Source organism: Nocardioides sp. CCNWLW216, from assembly GCF_037120545.1.
Classification (GTDB): domain Bacteria; phylum Actinomycetota; class Actinomycetes; order Propionibacteriales; family Nocardioidaceae; genus Nocardioides; species Nocardioides lianchengensis.
Genome location: NZ_JBBBBJ010000009.1, coordinates 190437 through 208350 on the forward strand (window position 1 = coordinate 190437; position 17914 = coordinate 208350).

Here is a 17914-nt window from a genome sequence, read left to right on the forward strand (position 1 = left end):
CAGTCACTTGCTCTCCTCAGGGGTCGCGACGATGAGGGCGGCGAGCCGGGGTCCCTGAGCCCCGGCCGTCGCGTGTGCGAAGACGGTGTCGTCGACGGTGACGTCGAGTGGCGCCGAGGCCGGGTGGGCCAGGCGGAGCACGTCGCCGAGCTGCAGCGTCGAGAGCGTGGCGGAGTCCAGCCCGGTGCTGCGGAAGCGGACGGAGACGTCCACCGGCACGGTCTGGAACTTGCCCTGGAGCATCCCGGCGGCGCGCTCGCGCTCGGCGCGCTCGCGGTTGGAGACGGGAGCGGGAGCGGCGGCGGCGGTGAGGTGCGGCAGCAGGCCGTTGAACGGCAGGCACACGGTCATCCGGTGGGCCCGGTCGGCGATGCGGAGCTCCAGGCGGACCACGACGACGATGTCGGCGGGGCCGGCGACCTGGGCGAACTGCGGGCTGTACTCGACGCCGGTGATCTCGGGCTCGACGGAGACGATGTCGGCCAGCGAGTAGCGCATCTCGCCGAGCAGCCGGGCGACGACGCCCTTGATGACGCCGCTCTCGATGTCGGTCAGCGGGCGCTCGGGCTGGCGGCCGGAGCCGGGGCCGCCGAGCATGTGGTCGATGCAGGACATCACCGCGTTGAGCGGGATCTCCAGGACGCCGGAGCCGGGCATCGGCTCGTTGGTGAACAGCGTCATGTAGGTCATGCCGCCCAGCGAGTCGACGTACTCGTGGTAGGTCGACTGCTCGACCTTGGTGACCTCGACGTGGCAGACGCTGCGCAGCGCCGAGGTGAACACGGTCATCGCCTGGCGGGCGAAGGTGTCGAACCCCAGCTGCAGGATGCGCTGGTGCTCACGGGACAGCTGGACGGGTCGCTTGAAGTCGTAGGGGACAGGCTCGCTGGTCCGGGCACGACGTCGCGACCGGCTGGCCGGGCGCCCGGGGGAGCTGCCGGAGAACGTGGGGTTCGTCTGGCTCACGCTCGCTGCATCGGCGCAGCGTCAGGTGACCTGAGTGGATCCGAGGGGGAGACTTTTCCCGGCTCCCCGGCGGGCTCCGGTCACTGCGTGACGAACTCCGTGTAGTACACGTCCATGACGTCGCCGTGGTAGGCGTGCTCGATCTCCTTCAGCAGCTCCTCCTTGAGCAGGGCGAGGTTCTCCTTGTTGGCCAGCGCGCCGACCTTCTGGCCGGTGAAGGTCTCGATCGCCAGGTCGAGCGCCTTGCTCCCCTCGACCTCGTGGGCGACGGTGGTCGTCGCCTGCAGGGCGAGGCTCAGGCGCAGGTAGTGGCCCTCGGCCAGGTTGACCTGCACCGGCTCGAGGGCGACCACGTCGCCGGGCTCGGGTGCCGGCTCGGGACCCTTCGGCTTCAGGAAGAACCAGTACGCCGCGCCGGCGATCACCAGGACCAGCACGACCGCGATGATCAGCTTCTTCTTGCTCTTCTTCTCGGGGGCGGCTGCCCCGCCCTCCGTGCTCGGGGGCATCGTCGCGACGCTCATCAGTGCGCTCCTTCCGCGGTCGTCTCGTGGTCAGTGGTGGTGTCGTGCTCGTCCGGGGTGTCGGTCGTGTCGGTGGTGGGCTCGGTCTCGGCGGCCTCGGCGGCCTTCGCCGCCGCGGCCAGCTGCTGCTTCTCCTTCGCGACCTCGGCGAGCAGGGCTCGCGTCGAGGCAGACTCGCCGGAGACGAGCACGATGTCGACGCGCTTGTTGATCTCCTGCGAGCCGGGCTTGCGGGGATCGATCAGCGGACGCTCGTGCCCGTACGACGCCGCCGTCAGCCGCTCGCCGGGGATCCGCTGCTCCTCGCTGAGCCGGCGCAGCACGGTGATGGCGCGCGCCGAGGCGAGGTCCCAGTCGCTGGGGTAGTAGCGGGGCTTCCCTGACGCCTGGTTGGTGTGGCCGTCGATCTGCAGCGGGTCGGGGATCTCGCGCAGCACCGGGGCCAGGGTGTCGACGATCTCGCGGCCCCGCTCGGTGAGCGTCGCCAGGTCGGCGGCGAACACCACGTGCCGCGAGACCAGGCTGACGACCAGGCCGCGGTCGTCGTACGTCGCCTGGACGTCGTCCTGCAGGCCGTGCTTCTTCAGCGCCGCCTGCAGCCGCGAGTAGACGCCGTTGAGCCGGTCGACCTCCGCCTCGGCGTCGGCCCGGGCCCGCCCGGCGGCCATCGTGTTCTGGGTCCGCAGCGCGGCCTGGACCGCCTGGCTCTCCCGGTCGTTGAGCTCCTGGGTGGCCAGCTCCGGGGTGATCCCGCCCATCGGGGCGTTGGCCTCGGAGAGGACCGAGTCGTGGCCGGACAGGATCGACTTCTGGCCGAAGCCCTCGGCCAGGCCGCTCTTCAGGGCGTCGAACTTCGCCTGGTCGACCGTGCTCATCGCGTACATGACGATGAAGAGCGCCATGAGCACGGTGACCATGTCGGCGTACGAGACGAGCCAGCGCTCGTGGTTCTCGTGCTCCTCGTGCTCCTCGTGCTTCTTCCGCTTGCTCATCTCACGCCGCCTCCTCGGCGGGCTGCTGCCCGGCGGGGAGCAGGGAGGTCAGCTTCTGCGCGATGATCCGCGGGTTGGCGCCGGCCTGGATGGCCGCGACGCCCTCAATGACGACCTCCATCTGGGTCGCCTCGAGCTCGCTGATCCGCTTGAGCTTGCTCGAGATCGGCAGCCACATGACGTTGGCGGACAGCACGCCCCACAGGGTCGCGAGGAACGCGGCGGCGATCATGTGGCCGAGCTCGTCGGGCTTGTCGAGGTTGCCCAGCACGTGCACGAGGCTCATCACGGTGCCGACGATGCCGATCGTCGGCGCGTAGGCGCCGGCGTCGGCGAAGAACTTCGCGGACTGCTTGTCCGCCTTCTTCCGCGCGTGCACCTCGGCCTCGAGGATCTCGCGGACCTCCTCGGGGTCGGTGCCGTCGATGGCCATCGTGACGCCCTTGGCCAGGAACGGGTCGTCGAGCTCCTTGACCTGGTCCTCCAGCGCGAGCAGGCCCTCGCGGCGGGCCTTCTCCGCCAGGGAGACGATCGAGGGGACCACCTCGGCGGCCGACTTCGGGCCGCCGACGAAGGCGGACTTCGCGGAGACCACGGCCGCCTTGGCGTCGCCCAGGGTGCCGCTGGCGAGGGTGGCGAAGATGGTGCCGCCGAAGACCAGCAGCATGGGCGGGAGCAGGATCAGGTGGGACGGCGTACCGCCCTCGAGGATGTTGGAGAGGACGATGATGACCAGGGCGCCGACGATGCCGATCACGGTGGCGAAGTCCTTCATCAGCGGTTCACCTCCGAGCGGTGCTCTTCGGGGGTGACGACGCTCAGGCTGGGGCGCTCGCGGGCCGGGGGCGGCGGCGGGGCGTGCACGGCCTCGGCGGCGATCTGCACGGCCTCGCTGAGGGCGATCACCTCGGCGCGGTGGCGGCGTACGGCGTCGACGACGTCGCGCATGTCCTCCGAGACGACGTACTTCGAGCCGTCGACCAACGTGACGATGGTGTCCGGAGCGCTGTCGATGCGCTCGATGAGGTCCGAGTTCAGGACGAACGGCGAACCCGAGAGACGGGTCAGCAAGATCATGGGGCACCATCCTTAGTGCGTGGGGGGCACGGCCGTCCATGGCCGTACGAGGTTCATCGGCCGGGCCGGGCCCGACCTGAGACGTCCCCCGAGGTCCGAGATGTCCGAGAGCCGACCGCCCCCGAGGGGGGCGGTCGGCGACCGCTATCAGCGCTTGATGTTGACGAGGTCCTCGAGCACGGAGTCCGAGGTCGTGATGACGCGCGAGCTGGCCTGGAAGCCGCGCTGCGCGAGGATCAGGTTGGTGAACTCGGCCGCGAGGTCGACGTTCGACATCTCCAGGGCGCCGGCGACGATCTTGCCGTTGCCGTTCTCACCGGGCACGCCCAGCTGCGGGTCGCCGGAGTTGGCGGAGACGCGGAACGACGTCTCGCCGACCTTCTCCAGACCCATCGGGTTCGTGAAGTCGGCGACCGCGATGCGGGCCATGTCGCGCTGCACGCCGTCCGAGAAGACACCGCGCAGGATGCCGTCCGCGCCGATGCCGTACGACGTCAGCTCGACGCCGGCCGGCACGGCCGGGGTCAGGCTGGCGGTGTCCTGCGTGACGTCGACCAGGCCGCCGGTCGGCTCGCCGGCGGCGTCGAGGGCGTAGCCCTGGACCCGGTTGCCCGAGGGGGTGACCAGCGCGCCGCTCTCGTCGAAGTTGAAGGCGCCGGCGCGGGTGTAGAGGGTCTCCGCGCCCTGGCGGACGACGAAGAAGCCGTCGCCCTGCAGCATCAGGTCGGTGCCGCGGCCGGTGAGCTGGCTGGAGCCCTGGCCGAAGTTGGTGGCGATGCCGCCGACCTGGACACCGAGCCCGACCTGCATCGGGTTGGTGCCACCGCGGGCGTCGCCGGCGGCGGAGGCGTTGGTCAGCATCTGGCTCAGGGTGTCCTGGAAGACGGTGGTGCTGGCCTTGTAGCCGGTGGTGTTGGCGTTGGCGATGTTGTTGCCGGTGACGTCGAGCATGGTCTGGTTCACGCGGAGGCCGCTGATGCCGGCGAAGAGCGAACGGAGCACAGGTCAGTCCTTAGGTGAGGTGGAGCGAGGGTGGGGTGCGGGAGAGTGGAGGATCAGGTGGCGGAGGTCGGGGTGGTCGACGCGGCGCCGCCCTTGACCGAGAGCACGTTCACGAGCGGCACCTGCTTGCCGTCGACGTCGAGCATCGGGCCGCTGACGTCGAAGGTGACGCCCTGGACCGTGCCGGTGACGTCCTTGCCGGTCGCGTCGGTGTAGCCGACCTGCTTGCCGACCAGGCTGCTGGCGCCGAAGGCCATCTGGGCGCCGAGGACGAGCGAGGTCTGGTCGGCGACCGCCTGCATCTTCTCGAGGGCCGTGAACTGGGCGTTCTGGGCGAGGAACTCGCCCGAGTCGGCGGGGTTCATCGGGTCCTGGTAGCGCAGCTGCGCGACCATGAGCTGCAGGAACATGTCCTTGTCGGTCGACGAGCTCGCGGCCGACTGGTTGGTGATCAGGTTGCTGAGGCCGGCGCTCGCGGCGGCCTGGGTGCTGTCGACGGGCATCGACGATTTCCCTTCTCGGGGTGGTGCGGGACGGGGTGGTGGTCAGCGGGGCGTCAGAGGGCCAGGTCGAGTCCGGAGCGGGGCCGGGCCTCGCGGATCCGCTCGGACGCGGCGAGCCGCTCGGCGTCGACCCGGGCGCGGGACGACTCCCGCTCGCGGCCGTCGTACGACGCGGGCCGCTCGCCGTCGGCGTCCGTGCCGGCTCCCCGGTCGCCGCCGTACGGGCGGTCGCCGGAGGTGTCGGTGGTGGTGCCGGTGGTCAGGTCGGCCACGGCCACCCGGGCGTCGACGCTGCCGGACTGCTCGAGCAGGCGGCGCAGGTCGGGGGCCGCCTGGGCCAGCACCTCGCGGGCGTCGTGCTGGGCGGCGAGCCGGACCTGCACCTCGCCGTCGCGGACGGTCAGGGTGACCCGGACCTCGCCGAGGGTGCCGGGGTCGAGCCGCAGCGTGACCCGGTGGGTGCCGGGGCCGGACTGCGAGAGCCGGACGACCTCGGGGAAGACCTGGCCGGGCACCGCGTCGGCGGGCCGGGCCTCGCCGCGGGTGAGCGTGGGTGCGGGAGCCGTGGTGCCGACCGTCGGAGCGAGGGCGACCGCGGCGGTCGCGTCCACGGCCGGCGCACTCGGCGTCGGCGTCGGGCTCGGGGCGGTGCCGGTGGTCGCGGCCGCCGGGGCAGCGGGCTGCGGGGCGGAGCGGTCCGGGTCCGAGCCCGGGTCGCTGCTGCCGGCGTCGGCCGAGGTCGAGGGACCGGGCTCGACGACCGCCTCGCCCGGCAGGGCGACGTCGCCCGCCGGGGTCGCCCCCTCGACCCCCTCGACCGGGACGTCGGCGGTGGCGCCCGCCACGACAGGGACCGGCGCCGCGGTCGCGGGCGCCAGCAGCGGCAGGGCCGCCAGCTGGGCCTGCGCGAGCAGGGCCGCGTCCACGACCGCCCCCGGGTCGGTGGCCGGCTCCGCCTCGTCCGCCGGTACGACGGCGCCGGGGTCTCCGGTGCGGGACCCGGCGGTGTCGTCTCCGGCGGCCCCCACGACCACCTGGGCGGAGTCGGTGGCCCCCACGACCACGTCCTCCTGGGAGACGATCACCTCGGGTCCCGCGCCGCAGACGCCGGCGGGCGTCGACGAGGCGAGGGCGAGGCCGGCAGGGCTGCCGGGGACCAGCGCGGCGAGCAGGTCGCCGAAGCCGGTGGCGTCGCCGGCGGTCGCGCCGCCGGCGGTCGGGCCGGAGCTCGCGCCCGCGGTGCGGGCGGCTCCGGCCGGGGTGGTGGTCATGGTGGACATCAGCTGCCTCCCACGTTCGCCAGGATCGAGCGCACGTAGTTCTGGGTCTCGGGGTACGGCGGGATGCCGTCGTAGCGGAGCACCGCGCCGGGACCGGCGTTGTAGCCGGCCAGGGCCAGGTCGGTGCGGCCGAAGCGGTCGAGCAGATCGCTCAGCAGCCGGGCGGCGCCGTCGACGGCCTGCGCGGGGTCGAACGAGTCGGTGACGCCGAGCCCCTTGGCGGTGGCGGGCATCAGCTGCATCAGGCCCTGCGCGCCGGCCGGGGAGACGGCCTTCGGGTTGAAGCCCGACTCCTGCTTGGCCACGGCGGCGAGCAGGTCCGCCTGCACGCCGTACTTCTGCGCGGCGGCGGTGAACAGGTTCGCGTAGGGGACGTCGGGGGAGATCGCGCCGGCGCCGGTGGCGGCGGTGCGGGTCACGCCGGTGGCGCCGCCCTCGGGCAGCACCCGGCGGATCACGTCCGGGGTCGAGGGGACGTCGATGATCCGGACGTCGAGGCCGGTGCGGGGCGCCTCGATCATCTTGCCGTCGCCGATGTAGATGGCGATGTGGTCGACGCCGTTGTTGCGGCTGGAGTTGTCCCAGGCGATCAGGTCGCCGGGCTGCGCCTCGGCCATGCTGGCGACCGGCCGGCCGGCCTCGGCCTGCTGGTAGGAGACGCGGGGCAGGTCGATGCCGAACTTCTCGTAGACCAGCTTGACCAGGCCGGAGCAGTCCATGCCGTCGGGGCTGGTGCCGCCCCAGACGTAGGGGACGCCGAGGTACTTCCTGGCCTCCGCGACGATGTCCTCACCGGTCGTGCCGGCGGTGCCGGCGGTGCTCGACGTGCCGGCGGTCGGCAGGGTGCTGCCGGTCGCCGAGGTGGCGGCGGTGGCGGTGGCCAGGGACCGCGAGAACGCGGTGGCGCTCGTCGAGGACGTGCGCGGAGCCAGCAGCGCGAGCTGCGACTGGATCTGGGAGATGCGCGAGGTGATCTCGGTGACGCTCATGAGGCGGCCTCCTTCCGGGCGTTCTGGGTGTGCTGGGTCTTCGCGCGCAGCCACAGGCGGCCGGCGACGTCGTCGAGCTCGTGGGACTCCTTCTTCTCCACCTCGGCGCGGCGCTCGTCGGCGCGGCGCTCGAGGAGCCCCTCGACGGCGGAGAGTCGGGTCTTGTCGTGGTGCCAGTGCGAGCGGGCGCTGGCGCTGATCACGGCGGCCGCGTCGGCGGCCTCGCGGGCCTCCTTGGCCGCGCCGCGCAGCGCCTCCAGCGAGTGCTGCAGGGCGACGAACTGGCGCATGTCGCCGGAGACGAAGGCCCCGTGGGTGCGCATCGCCTCCTCCAGGACATCGAGGCGCGACTGCAGCGAGGCCTCCTCGCGCAGCGCCTGCTGGAGGCCGATCCGGCTGTCGCGCTCGCGGACGTCGCGCACCCGCGAGACGGCCCGGAGGCCGCGGTCGTGACGGGCGCTCACGAGGCCACCAGCCCGGCGAGGCGCGACCAGGTGTCCTCGGTCGACGTGGAGTCGTCCATGTCCTGGCGCAGGAAGTCGTCGATGTCGGTGCGCCGGGCGATGGCCGCGTCGGCGTCCGGGTCGCTGCCGGCGACGTACGCGCCGATCTCGACGAGCTCGCGGACGTTGCGGTGCGCGGCGAGCATCCGCCGCAGCAGGCCGGCGTCGCCGCGCTGCTCCGGGGTCGTCACCGCCGAGTTCACCCGCGAGATGGACTCCAGGACGTCGATGCTGGGGAAGTGGCCCGAGGTGGCCAGCCGCCGCGACAGCACGACGTGGCCGTCGAGGATCGAGCGGGCGGTGTCACCGATCGGGTCCTGCATGTCGTCGCCCTCGACGAGCACGGTGTAGAGCCCGGTGATCGAGCCGGTCGGCGAGGTGCCGGCCCGCTCGAGCAGGCGGGGGAGCAGGGCGAAGACGCTGGGCGGGTAGCCGCGGGTCGCGGGGGGCTCGCCGGCGGACAGGCCGATCTCGCGCTGCGCCATGGCGACGCGGGTGAGGCTGTCCATCATCAGCACGACGTGCTTGCCGGCGTCGCGGAACGACTCGGCGATCCGGGTCGCGACGAACGCCGCGCGCAGCCGCTCCACGGGAGGCGCGTCGGAGGTGGCGACGACGACGACCGAGCGGGCCAGGCCCTCGGGGCCGAGGTCGTTCTCGAGGAACTCGCGCACCTCACGGCCGCGCTCGCCGACCAGGGCGAGGACGCAGACCTCGGCCTCGGTGCCGCGGGCGATCATGGAGAGCAGGCTGGACTTGCCGACGCCGGAGCCCGCCATGATGCCGATCCGCTGGCCGGTGCCGCAGGGCACCAGCGAGTCCAGGGCCCGGACGCCGAGGCCGAGCTGCTGGGTGATCCGGGGCCGGGTGAAGGCGTCGGGCGCGGAGTTCTCGACGACGACGTTGACCATCCCGGGCAGCGACTCGAGCGGTGCGCCGCCGTCGACCGGTCGGCCCAGGCCGTCCAGGACCCGGCCCTGCAGGGCGTCGCCGACCTTGATGGTCAGCGGACCGCCGGTGCTGCGGACCGGGGCGCCGACGAGGACGCCGTCGGTGCGCCCGAGCGGCAGGCAGGTGAGGCTGTCGGTGCTGCTGGCCACGACCTCGGCGAGCAGCGGCGTCGGGCCGTGGATCTCCAGCAGGTCACCGACCGCGGCGCGCACGCCGACGACCTTCAGGTTCAGGCCGAGCAGCTGGGACACGCGGCCCAGGCGCTGCGGCACGGCGGCCGCCAGGGCGGCGTCGCGGGACCCGGCCACGGGGGCGAGCACCGACTCGAGGAGCTGGGCGGTCACGACAGGACCTCCAGCACGCGGGTCAGGGCCGCGGCCACGCCGCGGTCGACGTACGACGTGTCGGTCTCGACCACGGCGTCGTGGACGTCGAGGTCGGCGTCGGCGACGACGGTGACGCCGCGGGCGGTGAGCGCCTCCGAGGCGGCCGCGCTGCGGACGTCGGGGTGCACGCGCACCGTCACCGGCACGCCGCCGTCGGGCAGCACGTCCAGCGCCCGGCGTACGACGTCGCCCGCCGGGTCGGTGGCCAGGGCGAGCTCGCGACCGAGCAGCACCGTGGTGAGCTCGCGGGCCAGGTGGAGCGCCTGCTCCTCGAGCCGGCCGGCGACCTCGGCGACCGAGTCGGCGAACGCGGCGGCGGCCTGCTCGAGGGCGCTGAGCGTCAGGGCGTGCGCGGTGTCGCGACGCTCCTCGGACTCGGCGTTGCGCGCGGCGGTCTCGGCGGCCTCGGTGGCGGCCCGGGCCGCCGCCTCGCGGCGACCCTGGGCCCAGCCGACGGCGTACCCCTGGGAGCGGGCGGCCTCGACGGTGCTCTGGGCGAGCCGGGTCAGCGCGCGCTCGGTGATCTGGTCGCCCAGCACGGCACGGTCGCCGAGCCGGGTCCAGGTGCCTTCGCGCAGCTCCGGGGTGTCCAGGACGCCGGTGACGTCGGCGTCCGTGGCCCACAGACCGGGGGTGTCAGTCGACGAACTCATCGTCGCCTCCTCGGCGGACCATGATCTGGCCCTGCTCCTCCAGCTGGCGGATGGTGCGGATGATGCCTTGCTGGGCCTCCTCCACCTGGGTCAGGCGGACCGCGCCCATGAGCTCGATCTCCTCGACCAGGCTCTCGCCGGCACGCGACGACAGGTTGCTGGTGATCTTGTCGCGCACCTTGTCCGGGACGCCCTTGAGGGCGAGGGCCAGGGTGGCGGTGTCGACCTGGCGCAGGATCTGCTGGATCGAGCGGTCGTCGAGCTGCACGACGTCCTCGAACATGAACATCCGGCTCTTGACCTCGTCGGCCAGCGCCTGGTCGAGCGCCTCGAGGCCCTCGACGATCTGGCGCTCGGTGGAGCGGTCGGACCGGTTGATGATGTTGACCAGCGGGTCCAGGCCACCGACCTTGGAGTGCTCCATCGGCTGGAGCATCGACGACAGCTTGCGCTCGAGGGTGGCCTCGACGGCGCGGACGATGTCGGGGGAGGTGCGGTCCATGACGGCGATGCGGTGCGCGACCTGCGCCTGCTGGTCGGACGGGAGGCCCGAGAGCAGGAGCGAGGCCTTGTCGGCCGTCATGTGGGCGAGCACCAGCGCGATGACCTGCGGGTGCTCGTCGACGATGAACGACCGCAGCTGCGCCGGGTCGGCCTGGTGCAGGAACTGGAACGGCATCTGCACGGCGGCGGCATGCAGCCGCTCCATGATCTCGGCCGCACGCTCCTTGCCGAGCGACTGCTCCAGCAGCTGCTGGGCGTAGTGCAGGCCGCCGCGGCTGATCGCGCTGCGGGCCGTGATGAGGTCGGCGGCCTCCTTGACGACCTGCTGGGTCTCGGCGAAGCTCACGGTCTCGAGCCGGGCGACCTCGCCCATGATGGCCTCGACCTCGGTCTCGCTGAGGTGGCTGAGGATCTCGCCGGACTTCTCCTTGCCCAGCCGCATCAGCAGGATGGCGGCCTTGCGGGTGCCGAGGGAGGCGAGGGCGGCGGCGCTCATCGCGGCTCCACCAGCCAGCCGCGCAGCAGGGCCGCGACGTCCTCGGGCTGACGCTCGACGAGCGCGTCCAGCTCCTTCTGCATGGCGTCCTCCTCGGTCTCCTCGGCCTGCTCCAGCGCCATCGCGGCGGGAGCCTGCTCCAGGGCGGCGGCCCGGGCCTGCTCGGCCTTCAGCTGCTCGACGACGTACGACGTGGCCTGGTCGCGGGCCTTGGCCCGGCGACGTGCCCGGAACCAGGCGAGCAGCAGCATCAGCAGCACGCCGCCGGCGATGCCGGCCTTGCGGATCAGGTCGGCGCGGGCGCCGGCCGCCTCCGCGGCCTCGGCGGCCTCCAGCTCGGCGGCCGCGGCGTCCTCGGCGCTGCGGTCGAAGGGCATCGAGGAGACCTCGATCTTGCCGGTGCCGCCGGTGATCGCGGCGACCTGCGCCTGGATCATCGCCGGGTCGATGTTGCCGGTGGTGTCCGAGTCGAGCATGACGCCGACGTTGTAGGCGGTCACGGCACCGGGCGCGCTCTGGCGCTGGGTGACAGTCTTGCCGACGCCGTTGTCGCTGGTCGACCCCTTCTTGCTGTACGACGAGTCCGCGCCGGTGCCGGTGCCGGTGCCGGTGTCCATCTGACCGTCCACGCCGACCACGCCGCCGGCGGCGCCGCTGGCGGCCGGACCGGTGTAGGTCTCCTCGGTGGTGGTCTGGGAGAGCGGGATGGGGTCGCCCTCCTTGTCGTAGGCGGTGGTCTCGGTGACGGTCTGGTCGAAGTCGAGGTCGGCGGTCACCTGGACGGTGGAGTTGCCGTTGCCCACGACCCGGTCGAGCATCGTCTGGAGGCGCTTCTGCATGTCGCCCTGCACGGCCGCGGTCTGCTCGGTCCGGGCCGACGAGGCACCGCCCTGGCCGTCGGGCGTGGTGAGCACCTTGCCGGTCGAGTCGGCGACGGTGACGTTGGCGGGGTCCATGCCGTCGATGCTGGAGGCGACCAGGTGGACGACGGCCTGGACCTGCTCGCTGGCGAGCGTGGAGCCCGGACGGGTCTTGACGAGGACGGAGGCCGTCGACGGCTCCTGCTCCTCGGAGAAGACCTGCTTCTCGGGCAGCGCGAGGTGGACGACGGCGGACTCGACGTCGTCGATGCCCTCGATGGTCGAGGCGAGCTCGCCCTCCATCGCGCGCTTGAAGCTGGTGTCCCACTGGTCCTGCGAGGTCGACAGGCCGGTGTCGTCGAGGATGGAGTAGCCGCTGTCGGAGCTGGAGGGCAGGCCCTCACCGCTCAGGTCGATGCGGGTCTCGTAGACCAGGTCTCGCGGCACCATCACGGTGCTGCCGTCGCCGGCGAGCTCGTAGGGCACGCCGGAGGTGTCGAGCTGCTCGACGACCGCGGACGCGTCCTCGGGGGAGAGGTTCGAGAACAGCGGCGAGTACGTCGGCGCCGACGCCCAGCGGAAGATCATGAAGCCGCCGAGCAGCAGGGCGAGGGTGCCCAGCACGGCGACGACCTTCTGGCCGGCGGTGAAGTCGACGAACGTCCGGCGGTACCGGTCGAGCGTGCGGGTGATGGTGTCCTTCATCCTCAGACCTGCATCCGCATGATCTCGGTGAACGCCTCGACCGCCTTGTTGCGGAGCGCGACGGTCATCTGGGTGGTGACCTGGGCCTGGGTGGCCGCGATCGTGTAGTCGTGGAGGTTCTCGAGCTTGCCGGTGGCGGCCTGGACCGCGAGGGAGTCCGCATTGCGCTGCACGCCGTCGAGCTTGTCGAGGCCCTCCATCACGAGGTTGCCGAAGTCCGGGCCGGACGCGGCGGCGGCCGAGCCGGTGCCGGCGGTGACCGACGAGGACGGGACGCTGGGCGCGACGTACGGCGTGAAGCCGGAGCCGGAGACGTTGCCGAGGCCCTCCAGGGCCTCGATGCCGGGGACGCTCATCAGCGGGCCCCGATCTGGATCGCGCTGGAGTAGGTGTCCTGGGCGTACTTGGTCACCTGGGCGGAAGCCTGGAAGCCGCGCTGCGCCATGACCAGCTCGGTCATCTGCTTGGACATGTCCATCGCCGGGGCGCGGACGTAGCCCTCCGCATCGGCGAGCGGGTGCTCCGGGTTGTGGACGAGGGTGCCCTCGGGGTCGGTGACCGCGATGCCGGCGACGTCGACGCCGCCGTTCGGGTCGGACTCCGCGACGACCATCTGGGCCTGGAAGGCCGTCTCGTCGGTGGAGCGGATCGTGTTCGCGTTGGCGATGTTGCGGCCGAGCGCGTCGAGCCAGGTCTGGTGCATGCCCAGGCCGGAGCTGGCGATGTTCAGCAAGTCGAAGGCGCCCATCAGACAGCACCCGCCACGGACTTGACCAGGTCGAACCGGTCGGTCACGGCCCGGGTCACCATCTGGTACTGGAACTGCGACTGCATCGCGGCGAGGGTCTCCTTGCGGAGGTCGACGTTGTTGCCGTTGGCCCCGACGGGAGTGTCCACCGCGAGGCTGGTGATGCCGTCGCCGCCGCGGAGCGCGGCGGTGTCGCCCGAGCCGATCGCCGAGCTCAACGCGCTCTCGAAGTCGATCGTCGAGGCGCGGAAGTCGGGAGTGTCGATGTTGGCGATGTTGTCGGCGATCGTGCGCTGACGGAGCGAGAGCCCGTCGAGCGCGAAGCCGAGAGCCGCCGAGACGGCGTCGGACGCCGCGTAGGCAGGAACGGACACGGTCAGACCTCCTGGGCTCGTGGTCGAGCCCCGTGGGTGTGGGTGCCGGTCCGTCGGCAGCTGTTGAGCGTTCCTTGCTCACGTGGTCCTTCGGTCCGTCCCCGGGGGACCTGAGCGAAGTTCCGAAGTTGTCTAGAGGAGAGGCGTGACCTGCCTCTCAAGCACCCGCGCCCCCCGGCCAGGGAGCCGGGGGGCGGGGGAGCGGAGGGTGGTTCGCCTCAGGTGAGGACGACCGCCAGGCGTCCGGTGCCGTAGCCGGCCACGTCGACCCAGAGGTCGATGCGCCGGCCGAGCACCTGGCTGCGGGCGCGGACGTCGGGCGGCGTCGCGCCGACGGCGTGCATCCCGTACAGCTTCATGTGCGGCGCGCCCTCGACGTTGAAGAGCGCGGCCGCGATGTTGAGCACCTCATGCAGGGGCTCGGTCAGCTGGTCGGAGAGCTGGCGCTCCTCGACCGCCAGCTCGGCCGCGGCCGGTGGCACCAGGGCCAGGGCGGCACCGGCGTACGCCGACAGGGCCAGGTCGAAGCAGATGACCGCGCGCACGACGATCGAGTCGTCGACGTACACGGCGACGCTCGCGGGGTTGCGGTCGGTGATCGCGAACGGCGGTCCGGGTCGGACCTCGACCTCCTTGTCGAGCAGGTCGCCGAGCAGGTCCCGGATCTCCTTGTTGGCCGGCAGGTAGGTCATCGCCGGCATGGTCGCGGCGCTCATGCCGGGACGCCGACCGAGGTCAGGGCCTCCTCGAACGCCTCCGGCGTGAACGGCTTGGCGATGAGGAAGGCGGCGCCCGACTGGGTGGCCCGGGTCCGCATCTCCTCGGAGCCCTCCGAGGTCACGAAGCCGAACTTGACCTGGTTGCCGGCCGCGCGCAGCGCGCACAGCATGTCGATGCCGGTCATCTCGGGCATGTTCCAGTCCGAGAGGACCAGGTCGGGGTTCTGGGCCTGGACGACGTCGAGGCCCTCCTTGCCGTTCTCGGCCTCGACGATGTCGTGGCCGCCGTAGCCGGCCTGGCGCATGGTGCGGATGACGATCTGCCGCATCACACGGCTGTCGTCGACGACGACGATCTTCACGATCTCTCCTTCGGGGGGACAGCGATCAGACGGAGGCGTCGGACGACGCGACCGAGATGGACAGCCGGACGGGCTCGTCGAGCCAGCGGACGTCGAGGCTGGTGGCCTCGACGAGCTCGGTGCGTCCGGGCAGGGAGGTGGAGACGGTGCCCTGGGCGACGAGCGGCAGCGACAGCTGGCTCGGGCCGGGCATCAGGCTCTTGACGTTGCCGCCGATGACGTTCACGAGCTCGCCGAGGGCGTCGTTGAGGTCCTCGAGCACGGGCTCCTCGTCGGCGCCCATGCCCAGCATCTGCTGGGCGACGGCCTTCGCGGCGGTGTCGCTGAACTGCATGAGGACCAGCGCCTGCCAGCCGCCGGAGACGGTGATCGCCGCGCTCCAGGCGTACGCCGAGCGGTCGCTCGGCGCGACCGGCTCGAGCGGCTCGACGTTGCTCAGGAAGGTCGACCAGCAGTCGTTGACGATCGACTCCAGGTCGGCCAGGGCGGGCTCGTGGGTGATGGTCATACCGGGACCTCGCTGACGGTCAGGCCGAGCAGCTCGAGCTTGTCGACGATCGCGTCGGCGGTGAAGGGCTTGATGACGTACTCGTGCGCGCCGGCGGCGAGGGCCTTGACGATCTGGCCGTGCTCGCTCTCCGTGGTCACCATCATCAAGGTGACGTCGCGCCAGCGCGGGTCGGCGCGGACCCGGGTGACGAAGGTGTAGCCGTCCATCAGCGGCATGTTCCAGTCGATGAGGCAGATGGACGGGACGAGCCCGGCCTCGAGGGCGTCAAGGGCCTCCTGGCCGTTGCCGGCCTCGGTGGTCTCGAAGCCGAGCTCGGTCACGATGCGGCGCAGGATGGAACGCATCGTGCGCGAGTCGTCGATGATCAGCGCGTGCATGGATAGGGGCTCCTGTCCCAGGGTCGGGTGGTCTGGAGAACTCATCGGTCCCGGAGGGCCGATCCTGAGGTGTCCAGGGGCGTTTTCGCCGGGTCTGTCAAGGGGGATGGGTCCAAATCACCTCGACCCCCTGCCGGACGGGCAGGGGGTCGCGGTGGTGGGGGGATGCCGGACCCGGGTCCGGCCGAGGCGGCCAGCGCGAGGCGCTAGGCCGACACGTCGAGGTAGACGGGCACGTTGGACAGGCTGGAGCTGAGCCCGACCCGGTCCAGGAGGCCCTGGTGGCGCAGCGTGATGCCGAGCTGCTCGGCGATCCGCTCCATCACGCTGTGCTGCCGGGCGAGGATGCCTTCGGCCCGCTCGCGCAGCTCGGCGGGGATGGTGCCGTGGTTGCCGGGCAGGTCCCAGGCGTCGGTGCGCAGCTCGGAGCCGTTCTCCAGGGCGCGCTCGGCCCGGATGACGTCCAACTCGATGCGGTCGAGGTCGACCTGCCAGGCGTCGTGGTGCGGGTCGCTGGAGACCAGCTCGAGGCCGCCGCGGTCGACGAAGACGGTCATCTCAGGCCACCGACGGGACGGACGCGGCCTGGAGAGCCGCCTCGCGCCAGGTGTCGCACAGGTCCGTCACGAGCCGGAGGCAGCCCTCGGTCCGTGCGAGGTCCTTCGAGATGTTGGCCCGGATGAGCTCGGAGTGCAGGAAGTCGTAGATGGAGGCCAGCTGCGGCCCGCCGTCCCAGGCGTCGACCTGCAGGCTCATCCGCAGCTCCAGGACGATCTCCTGGGCGTGGACGAGCTGCCGGTGGGCCTCGGCGTGGTCGCCGTCGGCCTGCGCGTTGCGGCCGCGGGTCACGTCGAGGACCAGGCGCTCGCACAGCATCGTCAGCAGCCGGGCGGGGCTGGCCGTCGAGACCGAGGCGCCCATGTAGGCGGCGCGGGGGTTGCTCATCATGAGGGTGCCTTCCTTGGCTTCCGAGATTCCTGGGTACGGCGGGGGCCGCGGTCGTTCAGGTCCGGCGGTGCTCAGTCGGACTTGGTGAGCGCAGCCAGCTGCGTGGTGAGCCAGTTCGACTGGTTCGACATCGTCGACATGGCGGTCTCGAGGGCGGTGTACTGCCGCTCAAGGGTGGTCCGGCGCAGCTCCAGGCGCAGGTCCCAGGCCTCGATGCTGCCCTCGAGACGCTTGACCTCCTGCTTGCGGCCGGTGATCGCCTGCGTCACGGTGCCGTTGGTGCTGCTGCTCGCGGCCTTCGCCGCCTTCTCGAGCCGCGCGGCGAAGCCGCCGCCCTCGGTCGTGAACTTCTCGGCGACCGCGGTCGGGTTGGCGGCGTAGGCCTCCTTGAACTTCGTCGCGTCGAAGGTGAGCTTGCCCTCGCGGGTGGTCTGGATGCCGAGCGAGGCCAGCGACGTGCCGTCGGTCGGGTAGACCGAGTTCAGCAGCGAGTTGCGCAGGCTGCGGATGCCGGCGTCGCCGAGCAGCTTGCCGGCGGTGTTGGTCTCGGCGTTGTACGCCGTCTGCGTGCCGATCTCGTCGAGCGCGGCGTTGAGCGCGTCGACGAGCGCGCTGACCTGGCTCGACAGCGAGTTCGAGTCGCGGGCGACCGTGACCGTCGCCGTGGTGGCGTTGGTGGCGGCCGCGCCGAGGGTGATGTCGACGCCGTCGACGACGTCCTCGAAGGTGTTCGTCGCGGAGGTCAGCGTGATGCCGGTGCCGAGGGTGACCTTGGCGTCGGTGCCGGCCCGCGCGGTGTAGCCGCCGAGGAGCGCGGAGCCGTCGGCGGCCGTCAGCTCGAAGTCCTGGGCGACCCCGGTCTCCTTGGACTCCACGAACAGCTGGTACTGCGCGTCGCCGTTGGCGTCCTTGCCGACCCGGATCGCGCTGGCGCGCAGGCCGGTGTCGTTCGTGGTGCTGTTGATGGCGTCGACGACGCCCTTGAGGGTGCCGTCGGTGGTCAGCGTGACGGGGGAGCCGTCGAAGCGGTCCAGCTTGATCGAGGTCGAGCCGCCGGTGACGTCATCGGTCAGCTTGGCCGGCGTCGCGTACCCGAGCTGGTGGGTCTTCGCGGTGTCGATGACGGTGACGTTCAGGGTCGACTGGGCAGCGCCCGTGTCGGCCTTGACCGTGACGGCCGCGTTCGACGACGTGGCGGTGACGGGGGCCCAGGCGGTCGACTTGGCGAGCGCCTCGGCCTTGCTCCCCAGCACCGAGACCTTCGTGTTGAGGGTCTGCAGGGCGGTGATGACCGACTGCTCGGTCGTGACGCGGGTCTTGAGCTTGGACTGCGGCACCGCCTCCAGCTTCATGAGCTGGTCGATGATGTCCGCGGTGTTCAGGCCGCTCGCGAGGCCGCCGATGCTGCTGGTGCTGCTGGCCACGGCTCCTCCTCAGATGGTCGGGGTCGGTGACGGGGGCGAGGGAGCAGCTGCTCCTTCGCC

Annotated in this window: 24 protein-coding genes; all 24 read right to left on the reverse strand. The window is 71.9% G+C overall.

Annotation, left to right across the window (positions count from 1 at the left end):
* Positions 1–3: 3 nt before the first annotated feature.
* Positions 4–966, reverse strand: coding sequence for a flagellar motor switch protein FliM (locus V7S47_RS19495; protein ID WP_090857372.1), 963 nt, complete (start codon positions 964–966; stop codon positions 4–6).
* Between the two features lie 80 nt (positions 967–1046).
* Complete coding sequence (locus V7S47_RS19500) at positions 1047–1490, reverse strand: flagellar basal body-associated FliL family protein (RefSeq protein ID WP_090857375.1); 444 nt, start codon at positions 1488–1490, stop codon at positions 1047–1049.
* Positions 1490–2482, reverse strand: a complete 993-nt coding sequence (locus tag V7S47_RS19505; RefSeq protein WP_336563127.1) for a flagellar motor protein MotB — start codon at positions 2480–2482, stop codon at positions 1490–1492. Before V7S47_RS19505 ends, V7S47_RS19500 begins: the two co-directional genes overlap by 1 nt.
* A gap of 1 nt (position 2483) precedes the next feature.
* Complete coding sequence (locus V7S47_RS19510; protein ID WP_336563128.1) at positions 2484–3257, reverse strand: motility protein A; 774 nt, start codon at positions 3255–3257, stop codon at positions 2484–2486.
* The gene (locus V7S47_RS19515; protein WP_336563129.1) at positions 3257–3559 is read right to left on the reverse strand and encodes a flagellar FlbD family protein; all 303 of its coding nucleotides are present in this window, start codon (positions 3557–3559) and stop codon (positions 3257–3259) included. The genes V7S47_RS19510 and V7S47_RS19515 overlap by 1 nt, the downstream gene beginning before the upstream one ends.
* Before the next feature lie 147 nt (positions 3560–3706).
* A complete protein-coding gene (locus tag V7S47_RS19520) occupies positions 3707–4561 on the reverse strand; it encodes a flagellar hook-basal body complex protein (protein WP_090857386.1) in 855 nt (284 codons plus the stop codon).
* 53 nt (positions 4562–4614) lie between these two features.
* Complete coding sequence (locus V7S47_RS19525; RefSeq protein WP_336563130.1) at positions 4615–5064, reverse strand: flagellar hook capping FlgD N-terminal domain-containing protein; 450 nt, start codon at positions 5062–5064, stop codon at positions 4615–4617.
* A gap of 53 nt (positions 5065–5117) precedes the next feature.
* Complete coding sequence (locus tag V7S47_RS19530; RefSeq protein WP_336563132.1) at positions 5118–6344, reverse strand: flagellar hook-length control protein FliK; 1227 nt, start codon at positions 6342–6344, stop codon at positions 5118–5120.
* On the reverse strand, positions 6344–7333 hold the full coding sequence (locus V7S47_RS19535; RefSeq protein ID WP_336563133.1) for a transglycosylase SLT domain-containing protein: 990 nt from the start codon (positions 7331–7333) through the stop codon (positions 6344–6346). The genes V7S47_RS19530 and V7S47_RS19535 overlap by 1 nt, the downstream gene beginning before the upstream one ends.
* Positions 7330–7797, reverse strand: a complete 468-nt coding sequence (locus V7S47_RS19540) for a flagellar FliJ family protein (RefSeq protein ID WP_336563134.1) — start codon at positions 7795–7797, stop codon at positions 7330–7332. Before V7S47_RS19540 ends, V7S47_RS19535 begins: the two co-directional genes overlap by 4 nt.
* Positions 7794–9131, reverse strand: coding sequence for a FliI/YscN family ATPase (locus V7S47_RS19545; RefSeq protein WP_336563135.1), 1338 nt, complete (start codon positions 9129–9131; stop codon positions 7794–7796). The genes V7S47_RS19540 and V7S47_RS19545 overlap by 4 nt, the downstream gene beginning before the upstream one ends.
* Complete coding sequence (locus tag V7S47_RS19550; RefSeq protein WP_336563136.1) at positions 9128–9826, reverse strand: FliH/SctL family protein; 699 nt, start codon at positions 9824–9826, stop codon at positions 9128–9130. Before V7S47_RS19550 ends, V7S47_RS19545 begins: the two co-directional genes overlap by 4 nt.
* A complete protein-coding gene (gene fliG, locus V7S47_RS19555) occupies positions 9810–10826 on the reverse strand; it encodes a flagellar motor switch protein FliG (RefSeq protein ID WP_090857408.1) in 1017 nt (338 codons plus the stop codon). The genes V7S47_RS19550 and fliG overlap by 17 nt, the downstream gene beginning before the upstream one ends.
* Complete coding sequence (fliF, locus tag V7S47_RS19560; RefSeq protein ID WP_336563137.1) at positions 10823–12391, reverse strand: flagellar basal-body MS-ring/collar protein FliF; 1569 nt, start codon at positions 12389–12391, stop codon at positions 10823–10825. The genes fliG and fliF overlap by 4 nt, the downstream gene beginning before the upstream one ends.
* A 2-nt stretch (positions 12392–12393) precedes the next feature.
* Positions 12394–12747: a flagellar hook-basal body complex protein FliE gene (gene fliE, locus V7S47_RS19565; protein WP_090857413.1), complete on the reverse strand. Its 354-nt coding sequence runs from the start codon at positions 12745–12747 to the stop codon at positions 12394–12396.
* Positions 12747–13139: a flagellar basal body rod protein FlgC gene (locus V7S47_RS19570; protein ID WP_336563139.1), complete on the reverse strand. Its 393-nt coding sequence runs from the start codon at positions 13137–13139 to the stop codon at positions 12747–12749. Before V7S47_RS19570 ends, fliE begins: the two co-directional genes overlap by 1 nt.
* Complete coding sequence (gene flgB / locus V7S47_RS19575; protein ID WP_090857419.1) at positions 13139–13513, reverse strand: flagellar basal body rod protein FlgB; 375 nt, start codon at positions 13511–13513, stop codon at positions 13139–13141. Before flgB ends, V7S47_RS19570 begins: the two co-directional genes overlap by 1 nt.
* A gap of 218 nt (positions 13514–13731) precedes the next feature.
* Positions 13732–14229 carry a hypothetical protein gene (locus V7S47_RS19580; RefSeq protein WP_336563140.1) on the reverse strand — a complete coding sequence of 166 codons (498 nt, stop codon included), beginning with the start codon at positions 14227–14229 and terminating at the stop codon, positions 13732–13734.
* A complete protein-coding gene (locus V7S47_RS19585; protein ID WP_090857422.1) occupies positions 14226–14594 on the reverse strand; it encodes a response regulator in 369 nt (122 codons plus the stop codon). The genes V7S47_RS19580 and V7S47_RS19585 overlap by 4 nt, the downstream gene beginning before the upstream one ends.
* Positions 14595–14619: 25 nt before the next feature.
* A complete protein-coding gene (locus V7S47_RS19590) occupies positions 14620–15102 on the reverse strand; it encodes a chemotaxis protein CheX (RefSeq protein ID WP_090857425.1) in 483 nt (160 codons plus the stop codon).
* A complete protein-coding gene (locus V7S47_RS19595) occupies positions 15099–15482 on the reverse strand; it encodes a response regulator (protein WP_090857429.1) in 384 nt (127 codons plus the stop codon). Before V7S47_RS19595 ends, V7S47_RS19590 begins: the two co-directional genes overlap by 4 nt.
* Positions 15483–15688: 206 nt before the next feature.
* Positions 15689–16039 (reverse strand): hypothetical protein, encoded by a 351-nt coding sequence (locus V7S47_RS19600; protein ID WP_090857432.1) that lies wholly within the window; start codon positions 16037–16039, stop codon positions 15689–15691.
* 1 nt (position 16040) lies between these two features.
* Positions 16041–16427, reverse strand: a complete 387-nt coding sequence (gene fliS, locus V7S47_RS19605) for a flagellar export chaperone FliS (protein ID WP_090857589.1) — start codon at positions 16425–16427, stop codon at positions 16041–16043.
* 74 nt (positions 16428–16501) lie between these two features.
* Entirely contained in the window at positions 16502–17854 is a 1353-nt protein-coding gene (gene fliD, locus V7S47_RS19610) for a flagellar filament capping protein FliD (RefSeq protein WP_336563141.1), read from the reverse strand.
* Positions 17855–17914: the final 60 nt, after the last annotated feature.